The 21,229-nt window shown below is 67.6% G+C and carries 22 protein-coding genes; 18 read left to right on the top strand and 4 right to left on the bottom strand.

Features of this window, described 5'->3' with window-relative positions:
* The first annotated feature begins 66 nt into the window (after positions 1 to 66).
* From infC to msrA, 11 genes are all read left to right on the top strand, one after another.
* Positions 67 to 588 carry a translation initiation factor IF-3 gene (infC, locus tag K8940_RS05960; protein ID WP_223393725.1) on the top strand — a complete coding sequence of 174 codons (522 nt, stop codon included), beginning with the start codon at positions 67 to 69 and terminating at the stop codon, positions 586 to 588.
* A gap of 130 nt (positions 589 to 718) precedes the next feature.
* A complete protein-coding gene (locus K8940_RS05955; RefSeq protein ID WP_223393723.1) occupies positions 719 to 1,912 on the top strand; it encodes an MFS transporter in 1,194 nt (397 codons plus the stop codon).
* A 73-nt stretch (positions 1,913 to 1,985) separates the two neighbouring features.
* On the top strand, positions 1,986 to 3,932 hold the full coding sequence (locus K8940_RS05950; protein WP_223393721.1) for an alpha/beta hydrolase family protein: 1,947 nt from the start codon (positions 1,986 to 1,988) through the stop codon (positions 3,930 to 3,932).
* Positions 3,933 to 4,075: 143 nt separating this feature from the next.
* Positions 4,076 to 4,276 (top strand): 50S ribosomal protein L35, encoded by a 201-nt coding sequence (gene rpmI / locus K8940_RS05945; protein ID WP_010918930.1) that lies wholly within the window; start codon positions 4,076 to 4,078, stop codon positions 4,274 to 4,276.
* Positions 4,277 to 4,291: 15 nt separating this feature from the next.
* Positions 4,292 to 4,648, top strand: coding sequence for a 50S ribosomal protein L20 (gene rplT, locus K8940_RS05940; protein ID WP_013080315.1), 357 nt, complete (start codon positions 4,292 to 4,294; stop codon positions 4,646 to 4,648).
* A gap of 239 nt (positions 4,649 to 4,887) precedes the next feature.
* Positions 4,888 to 5,961 carry a phenylalanine--tRNA ligase subunit alpha gene (gene pheS / locus K8940_RS05935; protein WP_223393720.1) on the top strand — a complete coding sequence of 358 codons (1,074 nt, stop codon included), beginning with the start codon at positions 4,888 to 4,890 and terminating at the stop codon, positions 5,959 to 5,961.
* Positions 5,962 to 6,022: 61 nt separating this feature from the next.
* On the top strand, positions 6,023 to 8,422 hold the full coding sequence (gene pheT, locus K8940_RS05930; protein WP_223393718.1) for a phenylalanine--tRNA ligase subunit beta: 2,400 nt from the start codon (positions 6,023 to 6,025) through the stop codon (positions 8,420 to 8,422).
* 176 nt (positions 8,423 to 8,598) lie between these two features.
* Complete coding sequence (locus K8940_RS05925) at positions 8,599 to 8,751, top strand: hypothetical protein (RefSeq protein WP_223393716.1); 153 nt, start codon at positions 8,599 to 8,601, stop codon at positions 8,749 to 8,751.
* Positions 8,752 to 8,872: 121 nt separating this feature from the next.
* On the top strand, positions 8,873 to 9,169 hold the full coding sequence (locus tag K8940_RS05920; RefSeq protein WP_223393714.1) for a hypothetical protein: 297 nt from the start codon (positions 8,873 to 8,875) through the stop codon (positions 9,167 to 9,169).
* Positions 9,154 to 9,456: a hypothetical protein gene (locus K8940_RS05915; RefSeq protein WP_223393712.1), complete on the top strand. Its 303-nt coding sequence runs from the start codon at positions 9,154 to 9,156 to the stop codon at positions 9,454 to 9,456. Before K8940_RS05920 ends, K8940_RS05915 begins: the two co-directional genes overlap by 16 nt.
* A 53-nt stretch (positions 9,457 to 9,509) precedes the next feature.
* Entirely contained in the window at positions 9,510 to 10,100 is a 591-nt protein-coding gene (gene msrA / locus K8940_RS05910) for a peptide-methionine (S)-S-oxide reductase MsrA (RefSeq protein WP_223393710.1), read from the top strand.
* A 7-nt stretch (positions 10,101 to 10,107) separates the two neighbouring features.
* On the opposite strand, the gene K8940_RS05905 is transcribed toward msrA, so the two are convergent.
* On the bottom strand, positions 10,108 to 10,818 hold the full coding sequence (locus tag K8940_RS05905; protein WP_223393708.1) for a DUF1134 domain-containing protein: 711 nt from the start codon (positions 10,816 to 10,818) through the stop codon (positions 10,108 to 10,110).
* Between the two features lie 161 nt (positions 10,819 to 10,979).
* On the opposite strand from K8940_RS05905, the gene lepA reads away from it, so the two are divergent.
* From lepA to K8940_RS05880, 5 genes are all read left to right on the top strand, one after another.
* Positions 10,980 to 12,788 (top strand): translation elongation factor 4, encoded by a 1,809-nt coding sequence (gene lepA / locus K8940_RS05900; RefSeq protein ID WP_223393706.1) that lies wholly within the window; start codon positions 10,980 to 10,982, stop codon positions 12,786 to 12,788.
* A 210-nt stretch (positions 12,789 to 12,998) separates the two neighbouring features.
* Positions 12,999 to 13,463, top strand: a complete 465-nt coding sequence (locus K8940_RS05895; protein WP_223393704.1) for a CopD family protein — start codon at positions 12,999 to 13,001, stop codon at positions 13,461 to 13,463.
* A gap of 7 nt (positions 13,464 to 13,470) precedes the next feature.
* Complete coding sequence (locus K8940_RS05890) at positions 13,471 to 14,142, top strand: NifU family protein (protein ID WP_223393702.1); 672 nt, start codon at positions 13,471 to 13,473, stop codon at positions 14,140 to 14,142.
* A gap of 78 nt (positions 14,143 to 14,220) precedes the next feature.
* A complete protein-coding gene (locus tag K8940_RS05885) occupies positions 14,221 to 14,499 on the top strand; it encodes a DUF2249 domain-containing protein (RefSeq protein WP_223393701.1) in 279 nt (92 codons plus the stop codon).
* A gap of 373 nt (positions 14,500 to 14,872) precedes the next feature.
* Positions 14,873 to 17,887: a TonB-dependent receptor gene (locus K8940_RS05880; protein ID WP_223393699.1), complete on the top strand. Its 3,015-nt coding sequence runs from the start codon at positions 14,873 to 14,875 to the stop codon at positions 17,885 to 17,887.
* Positions 17,888 to 17,954: 67 nt separating this feature from the next.
* Here the strand turns inward: K8940_RS05880 and K8940_RS05875 are convergent, their stop codons facing one another.
* Together K8940_RS05875 and K8940_RS05870 are read right to left on the bottom strand one after the other, a co-directional pair.
* Entirely contained in the window at positions 17,955 to 18,734 is a 780-nt protein-coding gene (locus K8940_RS05875) for a hypothetical protein (protein WP_223393697.1), read from the bottom strand.
* Between the two features lie 45 nt (positions 18,735 to 18,779).
* Positions 18,780 to 19,340 (bottom strand): hypothetical protein, encoded by a 561-nt coding sequence (locus tag K8940_RS05870; protein ID WP_223393695.1) that lies wholly within the window; start codon positions 19,338 to 19,340, stop codon positions 18,780 to 18,782.
* A gap of 63 nt (positions 19,341 to 19,403) precedes the next feature.
* Here K8940_RS05870 and K8940_RS05865 point away from each other — a divergent pair, with 63 nt between their 5' ends.
* Both K8940_RS05865 and K8940_RS05860 read left to right on the top strand, forming a co-directional pair.
* Positions 19,404 to 19,577, top strand: a complete 174-nt coding sequence (locus K8940_RS05865) for a hypothetical protein (RefSeq protein WP_223395783.1) — start codon at positions 19,404 to 19,406, stop codon at positions 19,575 to 19,577.
* Complete coding sequence (locus tag K8940_RS05860; RefSeq protein WP_223393693.1) at positions 19,574 to 20,194, top strand: glutathione S-transferase family protein; 621 nt, start codon at positions 19,574 to 19,576, stop codon at positions 20,192 to 20,194. The genes K8940_RS05865 and K8940_RS05860 overlap by 4 nt, the downstream gene beginning before the upstream one ends.
* Here K8940_RS05860 and K8940_RS05855 read toward each other — a convergent pair.
* Complete coding sequence (locus tag K8940_RS05855) at positions 20,124 to 21,197, bottom strand: M15 family metallopeptidase (RefSeq protein ID WP_223393691.1); 1,074 nt, start codon at positions 21,195 to 21,197, stop codon at positions 20,124 to 20,126. The two genes, K8940_RS05860 and K8940_RS05855, sit on opposite strands and share 71 nt — an antisense overlap.
* Positions 21,198 to 21,229 lie beyond the last annotated feature (32 nt).

The following is a 21,229-nucleotide window of genomic DNA, read 5'->3' as shown; positions in this document are numbered from 1 at the left end:
GCGCGGCGCGCATGCGTTCAGCTGTATCCTTATCAACTGCTCCGGAGCCGCCCTATTCGCCGTCCTATGCAAACGCCGCCCGTTAAAGACGGACCGCGTATCAACGAAGACATCCGCGTCCCCCGCGTCCTGCTGATCGACCAGAATGGCGAGAAGCAAGGCGAAATGCCGACGTCCGCCGCTCTGGAAGCGGCAGAGGAAGCCGGCCTGGACCTGGTGGAAATCGTTCCGAACGCCAATCCTCCCGTCTGCAAGATCCTGGACTACGGCAAGTTCAAGTTCCAGGAGCAGAAGAAGAAGAACGAGGCGCGCAAGCGGCAGAAGGTGGTCGAGCTCAAGGAGATCAAGCTCCGCCCGAACATCGACATTCACGACTACGAGGTGAAGGCCAAGGCGATGACTCGCTTCTTCGAGGAAGGCGACAAGGTGAAGGTCACCCTGCGCTTCCGCGGTCGCGAAATGGCCCACCCGGAGCTCGGCATGAAGCTGCTGCTCAAGGTCAAGGCCGACTTCGACGAGGTCGCCAAGGTCGAATACGAGCCGCGCATGGAAGGCCGGCAGATGATCATGATCCTGGCCCCGCGCTAGGTTCGATCACAGGGTAGACATCGAAACGCCCCGGCCTCGCGGCCGGGGCGTTTTGTTTTGCGCCTTCGCGGGAGCCCTTGGTCTCCCAGGGTCGCCAAGCCGAAGGTTCGGGCGTAAACCCCGCCCCCTGATGTCCGATCCCGCTCACAGCGCTCGCGCCCTGGCCGTCCTGCTCCTGGTTGTCTTCATCAACCTTGTGGGCTTTGGCGTGGTCATTCCGCTGCTGCCCTTCTACGCCAAGGCGATGAACGCCGCGCCGTGGCAGGTGACGACCATGTTCGCGGCCTACAGCCTGGGCCAGTTCTTCGGCGAGCCGTTCTGGGGCCGACTGTCGGACCGCATCGGCCGGCGGCCGGTGCTGATGGTCACCATCCTGGCCAACGCCATCGCCTATGTGGCCCTGGCCTTCGCGCCGAACATCTGGGTCGCCATGGCCGTGCGCCTGGTCGGCGGCTTCGGCAGCGGCAACATCTCGACGATCCAGGGCTACATGGCCGACGTCACCCCGCCCGAGAAGCGCGCGGGTCGCATGGGCCTCCTGGGCTCGGCGTTCGGGGCCGGCTTCGTGATCGGCCCGTCGCTGGGCGGCCTGCTGGCCCATCCCAGCGCCGGCCAACTGGGCTTCCAGATCCCCCTGTTCGTCGCCGCGGGCATGGCCGCCCTGGCCGTGGCCGGCGTCGTGCTGTTCGTGGCCGAGAGCCGCGCCCCCTCGGCGCCGGGCGTCAAGCAACCAGGCCGGCGCGAGGCCCTCGGCCAGGCCGCCGCCCACCCGGTGCTGTCGCGCGTGCTGCTGGTCACCCTGGTCTCGACCGGCGCCTTCGCGGGCATGGAGTCGATCTTCGGCCTGTGGGCCAACGCCCGCTTCGACTGGGGCCCACGCGAAGTCGGCCTGTGCTTCGCGGTGATCGGCGTCATCGCCTCGCTGGGCCAAGGCGTGCTGACCGGCCGCCTGGCCCGCCGCTTCGGCGAGGGCCAGGTGCTGACCACGGGCCTGTCGATCATCGCGATCAGCCTGCTGCTCACCCCATTCGCGCCCCACGCCAGCCTGGCGATGGTCGCGGTCGGCTGCACGGCCTTCGGCCAGTCGCTGGTCTTCCCGTGCGTGGCGGCCCTGATCTCGCGCGCCAGCCCGCCCGACCGCCAGGGCCAGATGCTGGGCCTGAACATGGCCGCGGGCTCTCTGGCCCGAATCGGCGGCCCCCTGCTGGCCGGCCCGCTGTTCGGCCTGGCCAGCGGCGGCCCCTACTGGTTCGGCGCGGCCCTGATGGTCCCCGCCATCTGGCTGGGCCTGATCGTCGTCCGCCGCGCCAAGGCGGCGGCCTGAACGCGCGCCCAGGGATAGACAACAGCCAAGCTCAACCCTAGCGTCGGCGTCGAACAGGTTTGGGGGAGTCGATATGCGTAGGATGTTCGCCGCCGCCGCGATGGCGCTGGCGTTGAGCGCGGCCGTCGCTTCCGCCGCGCCGCTGGAAGCCTACGGCCGCCTGCCGGCTATCGAGAGCGTCGAAATCTCGCCGGACGGCTCGGCGATCGCCCTGATCGCCACGGTCAATGACCAACGCCACATCATCGTCCGCACCCTGGCCGGCCAGGTGGCGGCCTCGGCGACGATCGGGTTCAACAAGGTTCGAGCGGTCAAGTGGGCCGATTCCGAGCACGTCCTGATCGAGGTCTCGACCACTGCAGCCATCGAGGACACGACCTATGTCAGCGAACAGTTCCAGGTCGTCAGCCTGAACATTCGCACGGGCGAATACAAGCAACTGCCGTCGAAGGCGCTGGACACGGTGCTCAACATCGTCGCCGGCCGCCTTCAGCCCGGCTTCGACGGCAAGGAGGCCGTACTCTACACCCCGCTGTACGTGACCGACAAAGGCAACATGCAGCACAAGTCGGCGCACAAGGACCTGTTCAAGATCGACCTGGACAGCGGCATCGCCCGCCGCGTCCAGATGGGCGACGACGAGACCTACGACTACCTAGCCAAGGCCGATGGCACGGTTCTGGCGAAGGCCGGCTATCGCGAGGACGAGCGCGCGGACAAGGCCACCTGGACAATGTCTCTGCGCAAGGGACAGAGCTGGCAGCCAGTCTTCACCACCACCACCGCAGTCGAAACTCCCGATCTCTGGGGTGTAACGCCCGACGGCCAATCCATCATCATCGACACCTGGGACGGAACCGCCAAGCTGTGGCGGCCGACGCCAGTCTCGCTGACCGACGGTAAGCTGGGAGAATTCATCGGCCCGCCAGTGTCGCAGGGCGGCGTGGTCGGCGATGACGGCGTCGTGCTGGGCTTCACGCGATTCAAGGGCGATTCTTACGAATACGAGTTCCTCGAGCCCCGCCTGAAGGCGCTGTGGCCGGCCTATCGCAGCGCCTTCAAGGGCCAGCAGGTCAGCTTGGCCTCGTGGACGCCGGACTTCCGCAAGCTGGTTCTGTATGTCAGCGGCGCCGCCACGCCGGGCGCCTACTACATCGCCGACACCACGACCAAGCGCGTCGACCCACTGGGCTCGCCCTATCCGAAGGTGACCGCGGCCGACGTCGGGCCGGTCCGGATGATCCAGTACAAGGCCGCCGACGGCCTGGACATCGAGGGCGTCCTGACCCTGCCGCCAGGCAGGGCCGAGAAGGGCCTGCCGCTGGTCGTGTTGCCGCACGGTGGCCCGCGCGCCAAGGACGACGCCGTGTTCGACTGGTGGGCCCAGGCCATCGCCTCGCGCGGCTACGCCGTCCTGCAGCCCAACTTCCGCGGCTCGACGGGTTACGGGACGGAGTTCAAGGAGGCCGGCTACGGCGAATGGGGCGCCAAGATGCAGACCGACCTGTCAGACGGCGTCGCCTACCTGGCCAAGGCGGGGATCGTCGATACCAAGCGGGTCTGCATCTTTGGCCATAGCTACGGCGGCTACGCCGCATTGGCCGGCGTGACCCTGCAAAAAGGCGTCTATCGTTGCGCGGTTTCATCCGCCGGCGTCAGCGATCTGGCCAAGATGATGAGTGACGACATCATCCGATCTGGCGAGCGCAACGCCAGGGTTCGTGATGAGAAGCGCCTGTTCGGAGTCGATAGCGCCTCGGATCCCAAGCTGGACCAGCGCTCTCCCGCCGCTCAGGCCGCCAAGGCAGACGCGCCGATTCTGCTCATCCACGGCAAGGACGACACCACTGTTCCCTTCTCCCACAGCCAGAAGATGGCCAATGCCCTGAAGAGCGCCGGCAAGCCCTATGAATTCGTGGTGCTGGATGGCGAGGATCACTGGCTGTCCAAGGGACAGACGCGCCTGCAGATGCTGACGGCGGGCATCACCTTCATCGAAAAGAACAATCCGCCGGACTGAAGGGGCTGGTTAGGCAGAGGAAGCTTGCGTTCTCCCCCCGTTTCGCTTAGTAACGCCGCCTTTCCGGAACCGCCTGGCCACTAGGCATGCCATGGCGGTTCGTCTTGCTATCCTAGAGGACGGGGCGAAAGCTCCGACGCGAAATGCCGAAGTTGAAGACCAAGTCGGGCGCCAAAAAGCGCTTCAAACTGACCGCTACGGGCAAGCTGAAGGCCGGCGTCGCCGGCAAGCGCCACCGCCTTATCGGCCACAACGGTAAGTACATCCGCCAAAACCGCGGAACCAAGGTGATGAGCGAGGCTGACGCCAAGATCATCCGTACCTACCTGCCCTACGGCCTGTAAGAGGAGCGCTGACACATGGCTCGCGTTAAACGGGGCGTCGTCGCCCACGCCAAGCACAAGAAGGTTCTCGAGCAAGCCAAGGGCTTCTACGGGCGCCGCAAGAACACCATTCGTACGGCGAAGGCCGCGGTCGACAAGGCCGGCCAGTACGCCTACCGCGACCGCAAGGTGCGCAAGCGCGCCTTCCGTTCGCTGTGGATCCAGCGCATCAACGCTGGCGCCCGTCTGGAAGGCTTCACCTACTCGCAATTTATCCACGGCCTGGACGTGGCGGGTATCGTGATGGACCGTAAGGTCCTCGCCGACATCGCCGGCGCCGATCCGGTTGCGTTCAAGGCCATCGCCGACAAGGTTCGCGCCGCCCTGGCCTAAGGTCTTTTTGGGTTTCGACCCAACCGATCTTGCAAAGCCCTCTGGCGCGAGCCAGGGGGCTTTTTGCTGCGCCCGACTTCGCTCATCCCCGCGAAAGCGGGGGCCCAAGCTGAGCAAGCGGATTGGACGCGGACGAGAAGGCCAACTCGGCTTGGTTTCCCGCTTTCGCGGGAATGAGCGGAATTGGGGCCTCTTCCCTAGTTTCAACCCTCTCGAAATCCTCTAGACGGATGCCCGTCATGACCGATCTCAACACCCTCGAAGCCGATGTGCTGGCCCAGGTGGCCGCCGCCGGCGATCTCTCGACGCTCGACGCCGTCCGCGTGGCCGCCGTCGGCAAGACCGGCTCCATCTCGGGCCTGCTCAAGACCCTCGGGGCCATGAGCCCCGACGAGCGCAAGACGCAAGGCGCGGCCATCAACGCCCTGCGTGACAAGGTCGCCGAGGCCATCGCCGAGAAGAAGGCCGCCCTGGAAGCCGCCGAGCTGGACGCACGCCTGGCCAGCGAGACCCTGGATCTGTCCTTGCCCGCCCCCTACCGCCGCAAGGGCAGCGTCCACCCGACCATGCAGACCATGGACGAGATGGTCGCCATCTTCGCCGAGATGGGCTTCGCCGTCGCGGAAGGTCCGGACATCGAGGACGACTTCCATAACTTCACGGCCCTGAACTTCCCGCCGAAGCACCCGGCCCGCGAGATGCACGACACCTTCTTCTTCAATACGAAGGAAAATGGCGAGCGCATGCTGCTGCGCACCCACACCAGCCCCGTGCAGGTGCGGACCATGGTCAGCCAGAAGCCGCCGATCCGCATCATCGCGCCAGGCCGCACCTATCGCGTGGACAACGACGCCACCCACACGCCGGTGTTCCACCAGGTCGAGGGCCTGGTGATCGACAAGGGCATCCACATGGGCCACCTGAAGTGGACCCTGGAGACCTTCCTGGCGCGGTTCTTCGAGACCGACGCGGTGACGACCCAGTTCCGGCCGCACCACTTCCCGTTCACCGAGCCGTCGGCCGAGATGGACGTGCAGTGCGACCGCTCGGGCGGCGAGATCAAGATCGGCCAGGGCACGTCGTGGCTCGAGATCCTGGGCTGCGGCATGGTTCACCCGAACGTGCTGCGCGCCTGCGGTATCGATCCGGACGAGTACCAGGGTTTCGCCTTTGGCATGGGCGTCGATCGCCTGGGCATGTTGAAGTACGGCATGCCGGACCTGCGCGACATGTGGTCGTCGGATGTCCGCTGGCTGTCGCACTACGGCTTTTCCGCCTTCGCCGCGCCGAACCCGGCCAGCGGCCTGAGCTGATCGCCCTTCTGGAATTCCACCAACCCCTTCGCGCGGCGTCGGGGCTTGGAGACGCAAGACGATGAAATTCACCCTGTCCTGGCTCAAGGATCACCTTGAGACCACCGCCACCGTCCCCGAGATCGTCGCGGCCATGACCATGGCCGGGCTCGAGGTCGAGCACGTGATCGATCCGGCGACCAAGCTGGCTCCGTTCACGGTCTGCAAGATCGTCGAGGCCGCCCGCCATCCCAACGCCGATCGCCTGCAGGTCTGCCAGGTCGACACCGTCGATGGCCGCAAGGAGATTGTCTGCGGCGCGCCGAACGCCCGTCCGGGCCTGACCACGATCTACGCCCCGATCGGCGCCTATGTGCCCGGCCTGGACGTGACCCTGGTCGAGAAGCCCGTGCGCGGCGTGGTCTCGAACGGCATGCTCTGCTCGGCCGCCGAGCTGGAATACGCCAGCGAGAGCGACGGCATTATGGAGCTGCCTGACAGCCTGGCCGTCGGCACGTCGGCCGTGGACGCCCTGGGCCTGGAAGCCGTGATCGACTTCGAAGTGACCCCCAACCGCCCAGACTGGCTGGGCGTCGCCGGCATCGCCCGCGACCTGGCCGCCGCGGGCGTAGGCAAGCTGAAGGACCTGTCGATCGCCGCGATCCCGGGGACCTATCCGTCGCCGATCACCGTCAAGGTCGATGGCGAGGCCTGCCCGGTGTTCGCCGGCCGCTACTTCCGAGGCGTCAAGAACGGCCCCTCGCCCAAGTGGCTGCAGGATCGCCTGACCGCCATCGGCCTGCGCCCGATCAGCGCCCTGGTGGATATCACCAACCTGATCACCTACGACCGCGCGCGGCCGCTGCACGTCTATGACGCCCACAAGCTGTCGGGGACGCAGATCTCCACGCGCCTGGGCCGCCATGGCGTCCACGGCGACGAGCACCTGATCGCCCTGGACGGCAAGACCTATGAGCTGACGCCCGAGATGTCGGTCATCGCCGATGCGTCGGGCGAGCGTCCGATCGGCCTGGGCGGCGTGATGGGCGGTGAGAGCACCGGCTGCTCGGACGAGACCGTCGACGTCTTCCTCGAAAGCGCCTGGTTCGACCCGATCCGCACGGCCCAGACCGGCCGCGCCACCGGCATCGCCAGCGACGCTCAGTACCGCTTCGCCCGCACCGTCGACACACACTCGCTGGTCGACGGCATCGAGCTGGCCACCAAGCTGATCCTGGAGCTGTGCGGCGGCGAGCCGTCGAACGTGCTGCTGGTCGGCGAGGCCCCGGCCGCGCCCGTCGGCTTCCCGTTCGACCCGGCCTATGTCGAGCAGCTGTCGGGTCTGGCCGTTTCGGCCGAGCGCACCCGCCAGATCCTGGTCGCCCTGGGCTTCGACGTGAAGGACGGCGCGACCTGGACCGTCACCCCGCCCACCTTCCGCCGCGACGTGGAAGGCAAGGCCGATCTGGTGGAAGAGGTCGCTCGCATCGCCGGCTACGGCGCTCTGCCCTCGACGGCCCTGCCGGAGGTTCCGCGCGCCGTCGGCGGCATCCTGACCGCCAAGCAGGCCCGCGCCCGCGTGGCCCGGCGCGCTCTGGCGGCCGCCGGCTATGCGGAAGGCGTGACCTTCAGCTTCACCAGCCGCAAGGTCGCCGAACTGTTCGGCGGCGGTCAGCCGGAACTGCTGCTGGCCAATCCGATCGCCTCGGAGCTGGACTGCATGCGCCCGTCGCTGCTGCCCAACCTGATCGAGGCGGCCGGCCGCAACGCGCGCCAGGGCTTCCCCGACGCGGCCCTGTTCGAGATCGGCCCGACCTTCCACGGCGAGCGTCCGAACGACCAGCGCACGGTCGTGGCGGCCATCCTGGTCCCCAAGGCCCCGCGCGGCTGGGACAAGGCCGCGCAAGGCGACGTCTTCACGGTGAAGGCCGACCTGCTGGCCCTGCTGGAAGAGCTGGGCGCGCCGGTCGCCTCGCTGCAGACGGCGCAAGGCTCGGCCTCGTCCTGGTGGCACCCGGGCCGTTCGGCGCGCCTGCAGCTGGGCCCCAAGGCGGTGATGGCCGAGTTCGGCGAAATCCACCCGGCGGTGCTGAAGGCCCTGGACGTGGCCGGCCCAGTCTACGGTTTCGAGATCACCTTGGAGGCGATCCCCGAGCCGAAGAAGAAGTCGGTCAAGACCCGCCCGGCCTTCTCGCCCTCGGCCCTGATGCCCCTGACCCGCGACTTCGCCTTCCTGGTGGAGAAGACCAAAGCTGCCGGCGACCTGGTGAAAGCCGCCGCCGGCGCCGACAAGGCGCTGATCACCGCCGCGCGCGTGTTCGACGTCTACGAGGGCCCCGGCGTGCCGGAGGGCTTCAAGTCGATCGCGATCGAGGTCGTGGTCCAGCCCCGCGAAACCACCCTTACCGAAGCCGAGATCGAGGCCCTCTCGGCCAAGGTCGTGGCGGCGGCCGAGAAGGCCGGCGGCAAGCTGCGGTCGTAGAATTGGGATCCTCCCCCTAGCAGGGGAGGATCTGCCGCGTTTTTAACCACGACGCTCAAAAACCGCCAATTCTCGCCCTTCCCCGCGACTGATCGCCTCTTGGGTAGGCAAGACCTTGCGCAAGCCCAACCGTCACGCTACCTGTAAGAAGCGCTAACTGGATTCATTGCTTCCACATGCAATCGACCTTCGCCTTCGCCGCCTTTGTGACCACCGGCCTCGCCGCCGTGGCCGCGATGTCGTGCGCGGTGTCGATGTGGAACATGATTAACAACCAGATTAAAACCGTGCCTATCCGGACGGGGCAAAATCGGCGCAAGCAGCGGTAGGAACCCTACCAAAACCAAAGCCGAAGGATCGCAAGATCTCCAAAAGCCCCGCTCCACCGAGCGGGGTTTTTTGTTGCGCGGTTCCTCGGTCCCAAAGCCTCTCATGCAAAGGACCACCCCAATGAGCTACCTGCCCTCTCCACCGGCCTTCCATAGCGACCAGGAAGGCGTCACCGTCCACCAGCTGCTGCTGGCCGCCCAGGACGCGCCGAGCGCCCTGGACGCCGTCCGCGCCAGCCTGGCCGACAGCGGCGCCGAGCTGTGCGGCCTGACGATGAAGCCGGTCGGCCAGATCGTCGAAGCGTCCCTGCGCGTTCGTCACCTGGGCGACCAGGCCGCACGTCTGCTGGCCCGCGACTTGGCCGCCTGGCCCGGCGTCAATTCGGCCTCGGTCGAGCACCAGTGGTTTCGCCCGTGAATGCGCTTGTAGACGCAGCCAAACCCGAGGAAGGCGCTTTTGCTGCTCTTAGGCGCCGCCTCTTCCTCGTAACCGCCGAAGACACGCCTGACGCCCTCATGCGGGTGCTGGGCGTGGCCTCGGTGCAGCAGGCCCGCCTGCGCGCCCTGTCCGCCGCTCCCGAGGGCCAGCATTTGGCCATTAGGCTCGAGATCGACGACCAGGGCGACGACCGCGCCGAGATTCTGGCGTCGCGCCTGGCGTCGTGTCCATCGGTGCGCGGCGTCGGTTTCGGCTGGCGGCTGTAACCTTCTCCCCGCATCGTGCGTATCCAGGGATGAGTTCCCTTGGAGAGTTCCCGATGCGCCGATTGTTCGCCCTTCTCGCCACCCTCTTCGCCCTCGGCGGCGTCAGCGCCTCGGCCGCCGCCACGCTCAAGACCGAGACCGCCGTGTTCGCCGGCGGCTGCTTCTGGTGCATGGAGCACGACATGGGCGGCATCCCGGGCGTGCTGAAAGTCGAGAGCGGCTACACCGGCGGCCACGTCAAGAACCCGACCTATCGCGACGTCACCAGCGAGAGAAGCGGCCACTACGAGTCGGTGCGCGTCACCTATGACCCGGCCAAGCTGGACTATGGCTTCCTGCTCTACCGCTACTGGAAGCTGGTCGACCCGACCGACGACGGCGGCCAGTTCTGCGATCGCGGCCCCTCGTACCGCCCCGCCCTCTTCGTCACCCCCGCCCAGCGCCTGATCGCCGAGAAGTCCCGCGACGAAGCCGCCAAGCGCCTCAAGACCGGCACGATGAAGGCTCAGATCCTGCCCCTGCAGACCTTCTATCCGGCCGAGGAATACCACCGCGATTACGCCAAGCGGCACGCGCTGGACTACAACCTCTACCGCACCGGCTGCGGGCGCGACGCGCGCCTGAAACAGGTTTGGGGCGGCTGAGGCGAGTCTAGAACGGCAACCAGCGCCGCTGACGGCTATAGCCCAGATAGCCGACGTTCGCGCCCAGGCGCAGGCCGACGCCGGCGCGGATCGGGGCCAGGGTGATCTCGTCGGCCTTCTGGTAGTTCACGCCCAGGCCGCCGATCAGATAGGCGCTGCCCTCCACGCCCGGGAACCGGCGGAAGACAGCGTCGGGATACTGCAGGTTATAGCAGAGGGTGAAGACGCGGCTGGCGTTGCCGCCCCAATCCCAGCCGATTGACGGGCCCTGCCAGAACACCTCCAGCGTCGGACGCCCCTTCATGTACAGCAGGCCGCGGCCATAACGCAGCCCGGCCACGAAGGCGCCCGAGCCCTCCTCCCCGGCGACATATGCGGTGGGCTGACCCTTGTCCTTGAAGACCTTCTCGATCGCCGCGCCGGCGCTCTCGGCCGTCACGCCCAGGAAGTCGGACGTGGCGCGGACCATCTCGTCGGCGGAATAGGTCGAGGCGCCACCCGTCTGGTAATTCGGCCCGGTCGAGCCCGCCGGCGGCGGATTCTGGCCGGGGCTGGCCGGGGCGGCGTTGGCGCCGGCGTCGTAGCCGGAGCTCGGCGCGGCGTCCTGGATCGGCGTCGGCGGCGGAAGACGCTCGTACGACTGCCTCGCCATGGCCTCGGTCGCGGCGGCGCCGAGGCTGGCGGCGGCGCCCGAGAGGATCAGCTTGCGACGGTCCATGCAGGGCCTCCGGATCGAATTGATTGCAACACTGTTGCAAGCCATTGAGACCGGTTTGCGGCTCCAAACTTAACGAGCGGTTAAGCATGCGCGGCGCGTCGCCGCATCCAGGATGCGCTCAGCCCCTCGCGAACCGGGCCAAATGTGCTAGACGCACGCGCATGACTTCGACGCCCCTCGACAAGATCCGCAACTTTTCAATCGTCGCGCACATCGACCACGGCAAGTCCACGCTCTCGGACCGTCTGATCCAGACGACCGGCGGCCTCACCGCGCGCGAGATGAGCGCCCAGGTGCTCGACAACATGGACATCGAGAAGGAGCGCGGCATCACCATCAAGGCGCAGACCGTGCGCCTGAACTACAAGGCCGCCGACGGCGAGACCTACGTCCTCAACCTGATGGATACCCCCGGCCACGTCGACTTCGCCTACGAGGTCAGCCGCTCGCTGGCCGCCTGCGAGGGCTCGATCCTGGTCGTCGACGCCAGCCAGGGCGTGGAAGCCCAGACCCTAGCCAACGTCTACCAGGCCATCGACAACAACCACGAGATCGTCCCGGTCCTGAACAAGGTCGACCTGCCGGCCGCCGACGTCGACCGGGTCAAGGCGCAGATCGAGGAGGTCATCGGCCTGGACGCCAGCGACGCCGTCGAGTGCTCGGCCAAGACCGGCCTGGGCATCCCCGACGTGCTGGAAGCCATCGTCACCCGCCTGCCCGCCCCCAAGGGCGACCGCAACGCCCCGCTGAAGGCGCTGCTGGTCGACGCCTGGTACGACCCCTACCTCGGCGTCGTGGTCCTCGTTCGTATCTTCGATGGTGTGCTGAAGGCCGGCCAGCAGGTCCGCATGATGCAGACCGGCGCCACCCACAAGCTCGACAAGGTCGGCGTGTTCACGCCCAAGGCCACCGACGTCGCGGAGCTGGGCCCCGGCGAAGTTGGCTTCTTCACCGCCTCGATCAAGGAAGTGGCCGACGCCGCCGTCGGCGACACCATCACCGACGAGAAGAAGCCCACCGCCGAAGCCCTCAAGGGCTTCAAGGAAGTCGTCCCGGTGGTGTTCTGCGGCCTCTTCCCGGTCGACGCCGCCGACTTCGAGGACCTGCGCGCCGCCGTCGGCAAGCTGCGCCTGAACGACGCCAGCTTCACCTACGAGATGGAAAGCAGCGCCGCCCTGGGCTTCGGCTTCCGCTGCGGCTTCCTCGGCCTCCTTCACCTGGAGATCATCCAGGAGCGTCTGTCCCGCGAGTTCGACCTCGACCTGATCGCGACCGCCCCCTCGGTGGTCTACAAGATCAAGCTGCGCAACGGCGACGAGATGGAGCTGCACAACCCCGCCGACCTGCCCGACGTCATGCAGATCGAGGAGATCGCCGAGCCCTGGATCAAGGCCACGATCTTCACCCCCGACGAGTACCTGGGCGGCGTGATCAAGCTGTGCCAGGACCGTCGCGGCATGCAGCGCGAGCTCTCCTACGTCGGCAGCCGCGCCATGGTCGTCTACGACCTGCCGCTGAACGAGGTGGTGTTCGACTTCTACGACCGCCTGAAGTCGATCTCGAAGGGCTACGCCAGCTTCGACTACCAGCTCGAGGACTACCGCGCCGGCGACCTCGTCAAGATGTCGATCCTGGTCAACAGCGAGCCCGTCGACGCCCTTTCGATGCTGGTCCACCGTAGCCGCGCCGAAAGCCGCGGCCGCGGCATGTGCGAGAAGATGAAGGAGCTCATCCCCCAGCACATGTTCGTCATCCCGATCCAGGCGGCCATCGGCGGCCGGATCATCGCCCGCGAAACCGTGCGCGCCCTCCGCAAGGACGTGACCGCCAAGTGCTACGGCGGCGACGCCAGCCGCAAGCGCAAGCTTCTGGACAAGCAGAAGGAAGGCAAGAAGCGCATGCGCCAGTTCGGCAAGGTCGAAATCCCGCAGGAAGCCTTCATCGCCGCCCTGAAGATGGACGAGGATTGATCGGCTTCCGAGCTAGCCGGCTGAGTGATTTGAACGCCCTCGTCAGCGGAAGCCGTCGGGGGCGTTTTTGACTCATCGCTGACGTCACTTACGCAAGGTGAGCCGTCGGACCTCGCCGAGAACCTCGCCAAACGCTAGCCGCCCGAGTTTGCGCGAGCACAACGATCGCTGCTCTCCGCCTTGGCAGACTGCGCCGCAGGAGGCAGTCCCATGGTGCAGGAACTGGCCATCGTCCGCGCCGCGCATGTGCTAGGCGTGGTGATCTGGATCGGCGGCGTCGTCTTCGTGACTACGGTTCTGCTACCGGGCCTGGCGGCCGACTACGCGCCCGCGCGGCGGCTGCAGGCCTTCCACCGGCTGGAGGGGCGGTTCGCCTGGGTGGCCCGCGCCTGCGTCGCCGTGGTAGGCGTCACCGGCTTCTGGATGGTTCACCGCCTGGCGCTGTGGTCGCGCTTTTCCGATCCGACCGCTTGGTGGCTGCATGCGATGGTCGGCGTGTGGACGCTCTTCGCCCTGATCCTGTTCATGGCCGAGCCGCTGGTTCTGCATCGGCGCATGGCGCAGAGCCGCGATCCCGCCCGCGCTTTCCGCCGGCTGGCGGTGATGCATTGGGCCTTGCTGGCGGTCAGTCTGATCGCGATCTTCGGCGCCGTGGCCGGCGCACACGGGCTGTAGCTCCGCCATGCTGATCCTGACCGAGCAGACGCCCAATCCCGACGCCCTGAAGTTCCTGACGCGGATCGCCGGCGCGCAGGGGACCCAGTCGCTGGAGCATGACGCGGCGACCACCGCCCGCTCGCCCCTGGCCGCCCGCCTGTTCGCCATCCCGGGCGTCAAGCGCTGCCTGTTGGCCGAGGACTTCCTGACGGTCCAGCGCGCGGCGGACGGAGCGGGCTGGGGCGAGCTCAAGGCCCAGGTGCTGCTGGCCCTGGCCGAGCACCTGACTAGCGGCGAGCCGGCCCTGCTGGGCGAGGCGCCCGAGGACGCGATCTCGGACGACGAGATCGTCAGCGAGATTCAGCAGGTGCTGGGCCTGCACATCCGCCCCGGCGTGGCCCGGGACGGCGGCGACATCGTCTTCCAGCGCTTCGACGCCGCAACCGGCGTGCTGTGGATCCGCATGCTGGGCGCCTGCGGCGGCTGCCCCTCGTCGCGGATGACGCTGAAGGCCCGCGTCGAGCAGGTCGTCAGGCGTTTCGTCCCCGAGGTGACCCGGGTCGAGGAGGAGCCCTCCTCGGCGACCGCCGCGCCCACGCTCGGCGAGCGGTTCAAGCGCATGCTGGAGGAGCTGGGCGACGCGCCGGTCCGCGCGCCGCGCACGCTGTTCACGCGCAACGGCAAGCCGCCGTCCTGACGCCGCGCGAGCTTGTCGGCCGCCAACGACCGGGGCCGGGCGACAGCCTAACCAGGGTTCTTTCGATGGAGGAGCCTCATGAGCCAGACCTTGTCCCCGACCCCGACCGAAGCCAGCGTCCCCGTCCTGGCGATCTATCCCTTCGACGCGCGCGCCGTCGCCAAGCGCTTCCGCCACGCCGCCATCTTCGGCGCGCTGGAGGTCCTGGAGCCCGGCGAGGCGATGCGCTTCGTCAACGACCACGATCCCCTGCCCCTGCTGCGCCAGATGCAGATCCACTTCGGCGACACAATCGTCATCGCCTACCAGGACAAGAGCGAAGCCGGCGTGATCATCGACTTCATCAAGCAGGCCTGAAAACGGCCGGACACGGACGCCGTCCCGCGACCTAAACGGCCGGGCGCGGCGTCCGCTAGTCCACCAGACCGGTCGGACGCCCGTCCTCGACCAACCGTCGGTGGACCTGCTCCCACGATGCGGGAGCGCATGTTGCAAATCCGCAATAACGTAGCGGCCACCGCCAATTTGCACTGGCGCTGTCGCCGAACAGGCGTATCCTGACTACAAGTTGGGATGCACTCTCAATATATGAGAATAGTGGGCCGCCCGTAATCTCGAGCATCTGTTCGTAAAGCGTACCCGCCCCGCCCTCCCAACGGAGAGCCGCCAACGAAGGCGGCCCCACACGATCAACAAAGGCCGTCGGAACGCGGCCAGGGAGAGGAAACAGATGGGCTCGCAGTCCAAGAACAATGGCGTCCTGCGTTCGGGATGCTCGGTGCTGGCGCTTTGCCTGGGCGCGTCGCTGCTGACCGCCGTCGCGGCGTCCGCGCAAACGGCTCCCGCGCCGGCCGCGCCCGACGACACGGCGGTCGAGGAGGTGGTCGTCACCGGCTTCCGGGCCAGCCTGACCAGCGCGATCAACACCAAGCGGATCTCCAACAACATCGTCGACGTCATCAAGGCCGACGACATGGCCAGCTTCCCGGACGCGAACCTGGCCGAGTCGATCCAGCGCATCCCGGGCGTCTCGATCACCCGTGACGGCGGCGAGGGCCGCAACATCACCGTGCGCGGCCTGGGCGGCGACTTCGTGCGCACCACCCTGAACGGCATCGAAGCCTATTCGGCCACCACCGGCTCGACCCTTGGCGTCACCGCCGGCATCAACCGCTCGCGCGGCTTCGACTTCTCGACCTTCGCCTCGGAGCTGTTCAACAGCGTCACCGTCAGCAAGTCGCAGTCGGCCGAGATGGACGAGGGGTCGCTGGCCGCCACCGTCGACCTGCAGACCGGCCGTCCGTTCGACAAGAAGGGCTTCCGCGCCGCCGCCTCGGCCCAGGCCGCCTACTACGACAACAACAAGTCCAAGGCGCCGCGCTTCGCCGGCCTGATCAGCGACACCTGGGGCAATTTCGGGGCCCTGTTCTCGCTGGCCTATAACGAGCGCAAGCAGCAGGAAGAAGGCTACAGCGACACCTCACAGTCGGACTACTCCGACGCCAACAACGGCTTCTGCGGCACGGCGGTCGACATCGCCTCCCAGGCCGGCAGCCAGGTGGTCAACACCGCCATCCCGTACGTGAACCCGCTGTCGGGTTCGGGCAACCGACCGGCTGGCCAGTGCTTCTCGGGCCTGCCGTCGGATCCGACAGCCTATGCGGCGATCAACCAGCCCAACGTCTTCCTGCCCCGCAACCCGGGCCTGGGTCGGTTCGAGCTGGACCAGAAGCGCCTGGGCATGACCGGCGCGCTGCAATGGCGTCCGACCGACAAGACCGACATCACCCTGGACCTGGTCTATTCGAAGTTCGACCAGGACCGCACCGACTACGCCCTGTCGAACGCCTCGCTGAACCGCAACGTCAACGGCGCCAGCGCGGCCTTCCCGCTGTTCGCCGGCCGGGTCGACGCCCAGATCATGGATGTCCACGTGCTGCCGACCGGCCAAGTCGACTACATGAAGATCAACAATGTCGACATCAAGCACATCGAGGAACGCAGCCAGACCACGACCAAGACCCACCAGATCGGCCTGACGCTGGATCATCGCTTCAACGACCGGCTGAGCGGCGACGTGAAGGTCGGCCACTCGGGGTCGGACTTCAAGCAGCCCTGGGACGTGCTGATGTCCTATGACGGCTTCAACAAGGCCGGTTATGTCTGGGACGCTCGCGAGGACGCCCGCCGCCCGTTCATCAACTACGGCTACGACGTCACCAACCCGGCCAACGTCACCTTCACCAACGCCGGCACCGGCCTGACGCCGGACATCCGCGTCGTCAAGGCGGCGGTGTTCAACACCCTGGCCACGGCCGAAGCCAACGCCAAGTACCGCCTGAACGACGTGTTCACGATCAAGGCCGGCGTGGCGCTGAAGTCGTTCGACTTCCAGACCAAGCAGGTCCAGCGTCTGTACGGCAACAACGGCGCGACCGGCGTGACGGCCACGGGCACCATCCCGTTCAACTTCGCCCAGTTCGCCGCCGACTTCCCCGGCTCGGCCCCGCTGAGCGAGACGATCACGGGCTTCGGCAAGCAGCTGGGCCTGCCGGCCGGCTCCGTGACCAGCTGGGTGGTGCCGGACGTCGACGCCTACATCAGCAAGCTTGGCCTGCTGTGCAACTGCGCCAACAAGTACGGCGACTTCACCCTGGCCATCAACTCGGCCCTGGGCAACAATCGCCAGGTCCAGGAGAAGGACACCGCCGCCTACCTGCAGACCGACTTCGACACCGAGGTCCTGAACGGCCGCCGCCTGCGCGGTAACGTCGGCGTGCGCTACGTCAAGACCGACCTGGACGCCACCGGCTACACCTCGCTGACCTCGCAGATCACGGTCAACAACAAGTACAGCGATTGGCTGCCCTCGCTGAACTTGGCCCTGGACGTGCGCGAGAACTTGGTCGCCCGCTTCGCCGCGGCCAAGGTCATGGCCCGTCCCAGCTTCGGCAACCTGACGCCGGGCGGTTCGGTCAACACGACCTTCGGCGCCCAGACCGCCTCGATCGGCAACCCGTTCCTGGATCCTTATCGCGCCAAGAACTACGACTTCAGCCTGGAATGGTATCCCAGCGAGGGCGTGATCCTGTCGGCCACGGTGTTCGACAAGGAGATCGAGAGCTCGATCCAGACGATCGCCACGACCGAGGCCTATGGCTCGACCGGCCTGCCGCTGGCCTTGCTGCCGGCCGGCCAGGACGCCTCGACGCCCTATCTGGTGACCCGCTCGCGCAACACCCAGGGCGGCTACATCCGTGGTCTGGAAATCAACTACCAGCAGCCCTTCAGCTTCCTGCCCGGGCTCCTGCGCCACACCGGCGCGATGCTGAACTACACCTATGTCGACAGCTCGGTGCTCTACTACCTGTCGACGGGCACGGCCACGACCCCGGCGACGCAGATCCACGACCAGTTCCTGAACGTCTCGCCGCACTCGGTGAACGCCACCCTGTACTACGAGGACGACAAGCTGTCGGCCCGCGTCTCGGTGGCCTATCGCGACGAGTACCTGACCGCCCTGCCCTTCAAGTCGGAAGTGCCGGACGCGAACGGCAGCTACGCGACGACCAATGTCGACGCCTCGCTCTCGTACAAGCTGACAGACAAGCTGAAGCTGACCTTCGACGCCCTGAACATCACCAATCAGGAAGCCGACCAGTGGAGCGGCAAGCAACGCCGCTCGCAGCGGGTGTTCAGCACCACCGGCCGCCAGTTCTTCCTGGGCGCGTCTTACACCTTCTAGAGCCGAGCCTACCTGCCAAGGCTGCCTGGGCGCCGGTCGAAAGGCCGGTGCCTTTTTCTTTGCCGCCTCACGCGAACGGCGGCTTCAGCCTGTAGAAGCGCGCCTCGCCCAGCAGGTCGTAGACGCGGCGGATGCGGAAGGCGTCCGGCTGGGCGTCGGACAGGGCGTATTCGGCCTGGCTGAGGGCGAACGGCGCCAGTTCACCGGCCAGGGTGGTCTTGACCACCAGCAGGCGCGGGCTCTCGTCCAGGCCGAAGCCGATCACGTCGCAGCCCTCGGGGTCGCCGCCATTGGCGGGACGGACCCGGGCGGCGAGGTCCGGGCGGCCGCGCTCCGACAGGCGGCGGGCCTCGTGGGTGACCACGCTGGTCACGCCCAGCCCCCGCAGGAAGCGGTCCTCGGCCTCGCGGGAGGACATGTCAAAGCGCCGTATGGCGCGGACCAGCCGCTCGTCCATCGGCATCGGCTTGGGCGGAGCCGCCTCAATCAACGGAACGGCCGGCGGCGCGGCGAACAGGGCGGCGGGGCGAACGGCGACGCTGAGCAGGCTGGGCTTGGCCGCCAGCTGCGCCTCAACCGCCTCCAGCACGGCCTCGTCATAAGACCAGCGGGGCGGCATGTCCTTGAGGGTCGGCAGGCCGATCAGCGACAGCACCGCCGAGATCTCGCCCTGCTTCCAGCTGATCGGCATGTCCGACTTGCCGGTGACGAAGCGCACGGTGCGGTCGTGGGTCGCGCGGTCGACCGGCTTGCCGGCGAGCGTCTTCTCCAGCTGGGCGACATAGTCGCCAACCACCACCGCGAGGTCCGCCCCCGTCCAGTCGCGCCCGTTCGATTCCCCCGTCATCGGACGATGATGCGGCAAGGCGCAGGCGCGCGCTAGAAGCTTGAGCTAGCGACCCGCTCCCGACGCCACCGCCATCGGCGCGTCCTGCACGGGCATCTGGTCCGGCAGCAGCTTGGCCGCCTCCATGGCCCGCCGCACGGTGGTGATCGGCGCGTCGGAGTCGACCTTGAAGGTCAGGGCGGCGGTCTGGGCGGGATTGTCGCCGAGGTTGACGAATCCGCCCGTCCGCTGGGCGTTCAGGGTCACGCCATAGGTTCGGTTGGCCAGCACCCGGCACAGCAGGACGAAGGTCTTCTGGTCGGGCAGCAGCCGGGGCGTCTTCACGCAGTCCATCGGCTCTGCGCCCTCCGCCGGGGCGTAGTTCCAACTGGTCGGCGACATCTGCTGGTCGAAGGCGACCTTCAGGATCAGCACGCCGGGGGCCACGGTCTGGTCCTGGGCCGGATAGGTCGAGACCAGCTTGGGCGGCAAGGTCGGCGGCAGGATCAGCACCGGCGAGACCTCATTGGGCTCGGCCTTCGGCGCCGACTGCCGCGCCAGCGCCGGCGCCCCCGCGAGCGCGGCGGCGAGGGCGATCAGCACGGGAACCGAACGACGGAACGACATCTTTCCAGATTGACCTTCAAGCGCGGCCTTCTCAAGGCGCCATTCCAGGCCTACATCGCCCTGATGACCGACAAGACAGATCCTCCGGCGGACGAAACGCCGATGCAGCGCGCCCTGCGCCTGAAGAAGGCCGCCCAGGGCAAGCACGGCCACGGCCCCAAGGCCTCCAGCGGCAAGGTCGAGCGCGCGAGCGCCGCCGCCCCGACCGGCAAGTCAAAGCCCTGGATGACCCGATGACGATCCCCAAGGTCCTCGGCCGCACCTCGTCGATCAATGTCCGCAAGGTGCTGTGGACCTTGGACGAGTTGGGGCTCGCCTATGAGCGCGAGGACTGGGGCCAGGGCTTCGCGCCGACCAGCGACCCGAAATTCATGAAGCTCAATCCCAACGCCCTGGTCCCCGTGCTGGTCGACCAGCACGGGCCGGTCTGGGAGAGCAACGCCATCTGCCGCTACGTGGGCGCGGGCACGCCGCTGTTCCCGGACGACCGTCGCCAGCGCGCCCTGGTCGACCAGTGGATGGACTGGCAGGCCACGGAGCTGAACACGGCCTGGCGCTACGCCTTCGCGGGGCTGGTCCGCAAGACGCCGGGCTTCACCGATGCCGAACAGATCCAGGCCAGCGTGACGGCCTGGAACACGGCCATGGGCCTGCTCAGCGCGCGGCTGGTCGACACCGGCTGCTATGTCGCCGGCGACCAATTCACCCTGGCCGACATCGTGCTGGGCCTGTCGGTGCATCGCTGGTTGTTCTCGCCGATCGCGCACGAGACCTGGCCGGCGGTCAGCGCCTATTACGAGCGCCTGAAGCTGCGGCCGGCTTTCCAGCGGTGGAGCCTTCCGGAGGTTCCGTAAAGGCCTCCGAGCCGTCCTTGGGCAGGCTGGCGATCGGCACGCCGGGCAGCAGCGGCTCGCCCGTCCACTCCCAGTGCCAGGGCTCGTAGGCGTAGTTGACGAAGCCAAAGCGGCCGCCGTTGACCACCATCCAACGATAGAGCGGCGAGCGGGCCATCGCCAGCCGGTTGGCGTCGGCCGAGCTGTCGGGTCCGAAGCCCGGCGCGGCGTCGATCACCACGTCCATGGCCAGGCCCGTGCGGTGGGCCGAGCAGATGGTGCGGATCAGGCCCTGGCAGTTGCGATCGCGCGCGCAGCGCTGGGCGTCGGCGTCCGGCGCGCGGAAGCCCGAGAAGATCCGCAAGGCGTCGGGGCGATGCAGCACGCCCGCCGCCCTCGCCTCGCCCAGCATGCGCCGATAGGCCTCCAGCGCGCCCGGCCGCAGGCGGATCGCCTTGCCGCCGTAGCTTTCTTCGGGCCTCGCCAGCGCCAGATTGGCCTCGGGCGGCGCGCCGGGGCAGATCCCGTCGCGATTGGTCCGCACGAACGGCCGCGCCAGATGCCAGCGGACCAGCATGGCGGCGAACATCTCGGGATCGACGACACCGGTCTGGCGCAGGCCGTGCGCCCCTTGCCAGCGGGCCAGGGCCGAGGCGAAGCCGTTCGAACCCGGGCCGCAGGTCGTGCCGATCTCGGCGGCGATGCGTGGGGCGTAGATCTCCCAACCGGTCTCGGGCTTGCCGAACGGCGTCCAGGCCAGGGTCGACAGCGAGGCGGCGTTGACGGCGGCGGCGGTGTCGGGCGCATCGGTCCCGTCGCAGCGCTCGACACCACCGACCAGAGGCGGCGTCGTCGCGGGCGGGTCGACCGACGGCACGTAGGACGGCAGATAGTTGGCCTCGTCATGCGCCCCCGCCGGCCTAGGAGACGATGCGCCGGACGGCCAGTAGACCCACAGCCAGAAGCCGCCGATGGCCAGCAGCGGCAGGCCCAGACCCAAGAGCAGACGGCGCGGCGCCTTCAAGTCGATCCTCGCGAGTGGTGGAACTACGCCAT

The organism is Caulobacter segnis (assembly GCF_019931575.1).
Classification (GTDB): Bacteria; Pseudomonadota; Alphaproteobacteria; order Caulobacterales; family Caulobacteraceae; genus Caulobacter; species Caulobacter segnis_C.
This window is presented reverse-complemented; position numbering and strand designations above follow the sequence as displayed.

Bases quoted from the DNA above. Each gene is read 5' to 3' on its own strand.
- K8940_RS05905 (WP_223393708.1), bottom strand. From the start codon at position 10,818: ATGGACCGTCGCAAGCTGATCCTCTCGGGCGCCGCCGCCAGCCTCGGC.
- pheS (WP_223393720.1), top strand. From the start codon at position 4,888: ATGACCGATCTCAACACCCTCGAAGCCGATGTGCTGGCCCAGGTGGCC.
- lepA (WP_223393706.1), top strand. From the start codon at position 10,980: ATGACTTCGACGCCCCTCGACAAGATCCGCAACTTTTCAATCGTCGCG.
- K8940_RS05870 (WP_223393695.1), bottom strand. From the start codon at position 19,340: ATGTCGTTCCGTCGTTCGGTTCCCGTGCTGATCGCCCTCGCCGCCGCG.
- K8940_RS05865 (WP_223395783.1), top strand. From the start codon at position 19,404: ATGACCGACAAGACAGATCCTCCGGCGGACGAAACGCCGATGCAGCGC.
- K8940_RS05875 (WP_223393697.1), bottom strand. From the start codon at position 18,734: ATGACGGGGGAATCGAACGGGCGCGACTGGACGGGGGCGGACCTCGCG.
- K8940_RS05920 (WP_223393714.1), top strand. From the start codon at position 8,873: ATGAGCTACCTGCCCTCTCCACCGGCCTTCCATAGCGACCAGGAAGGC.
- K8940_RS05885 (WP_223393701.1), top strand. From the start codon at position 14,221: ATGAGCCAGACCTTGTCCCCGACCCCGACCGAAGCCAGCGTCCCCGTC.
- K8940_RS05880 (WP_223393699.1), top strand. From the start codon at position 14,873: ATGGGCTCGCAGTCCAAGAACAATGGCGTCCTGCGTTCGGGATGCTCG.
- msrA (WP_223393710.1), top strand. From the start codon at position 9,510: ATGCGCCGATTGTTCGCCCTTCTCGCCACCCTCTTCGCCCTCGGCGGC.
- K8940_RS05955 (WP_223393723.1), top strand. From the start codon at position 719: ATGTCCGATCCCGCTCACAGCGCTCGCGCCCTGGCCGTCCTGCTCCTG.
- K8940_RS05950 (WP_223393721.1), top strand. From the start codon at position 1,986: ATGCGTAGGATGTTCGCCGCCGCCGCGATGGCGCTGGCGTTGAGCGCG.
- K8940_RS05895 (WP_223393704.1), top strand. From the start codon at position 12,999: ATGGTGCAGGAACTGGCCATCGTCCGCGCCGCGCATGTGCTAGGCGTG.
- infC (WP_223393725.1), top strand. From the start codon at position 67: ATGCAAACGCCGCCCGTTAAAGACGGACCGCGTATCAACGAAGACATC.
- rplT (WP_013080315.1), top strand. From the start codon at position 4,292: ATGGCTCGCGTTAAACGGGGCGTCGTCGCCCACGCCAAGCACAAGAAG.
- K8940_RS05860 (WP_223393693.1), top strand. From the start codon at position 19,574: ATGACGATCCCCAAGGTCCTCGGCCGCACCTCGTCGATCAATGTCCGC.
- K8940_RS05890 (WP_223393702.1), top strand. From the start codon at position 13,471: ATGCTGATCCTGACCGAGCAGACGCCCAATCCCGACGCCCTGAAGTTC.
- pheT (WP_223393718.1), top strand. From the start codon at position 6,023: ATGAAATTCACCCTGTCCTGGCTCAAGGATCACCTTGAGACCACCGCC.
- rpmI (WP_010918930.1), top strand. From the start codon at position 4,076: ATGCCGAAGTTGAAGACCAAGTCGGGCGCCAAAAAGCGCTTCAAACTG.
- K8940_RS05925 (WP_223393716.1), top strand. From the start codon at position 8,599: ATGCAATCGACCTTCGCCTTCGCCGCCTTTGTGACCACCGGCCTCGCC.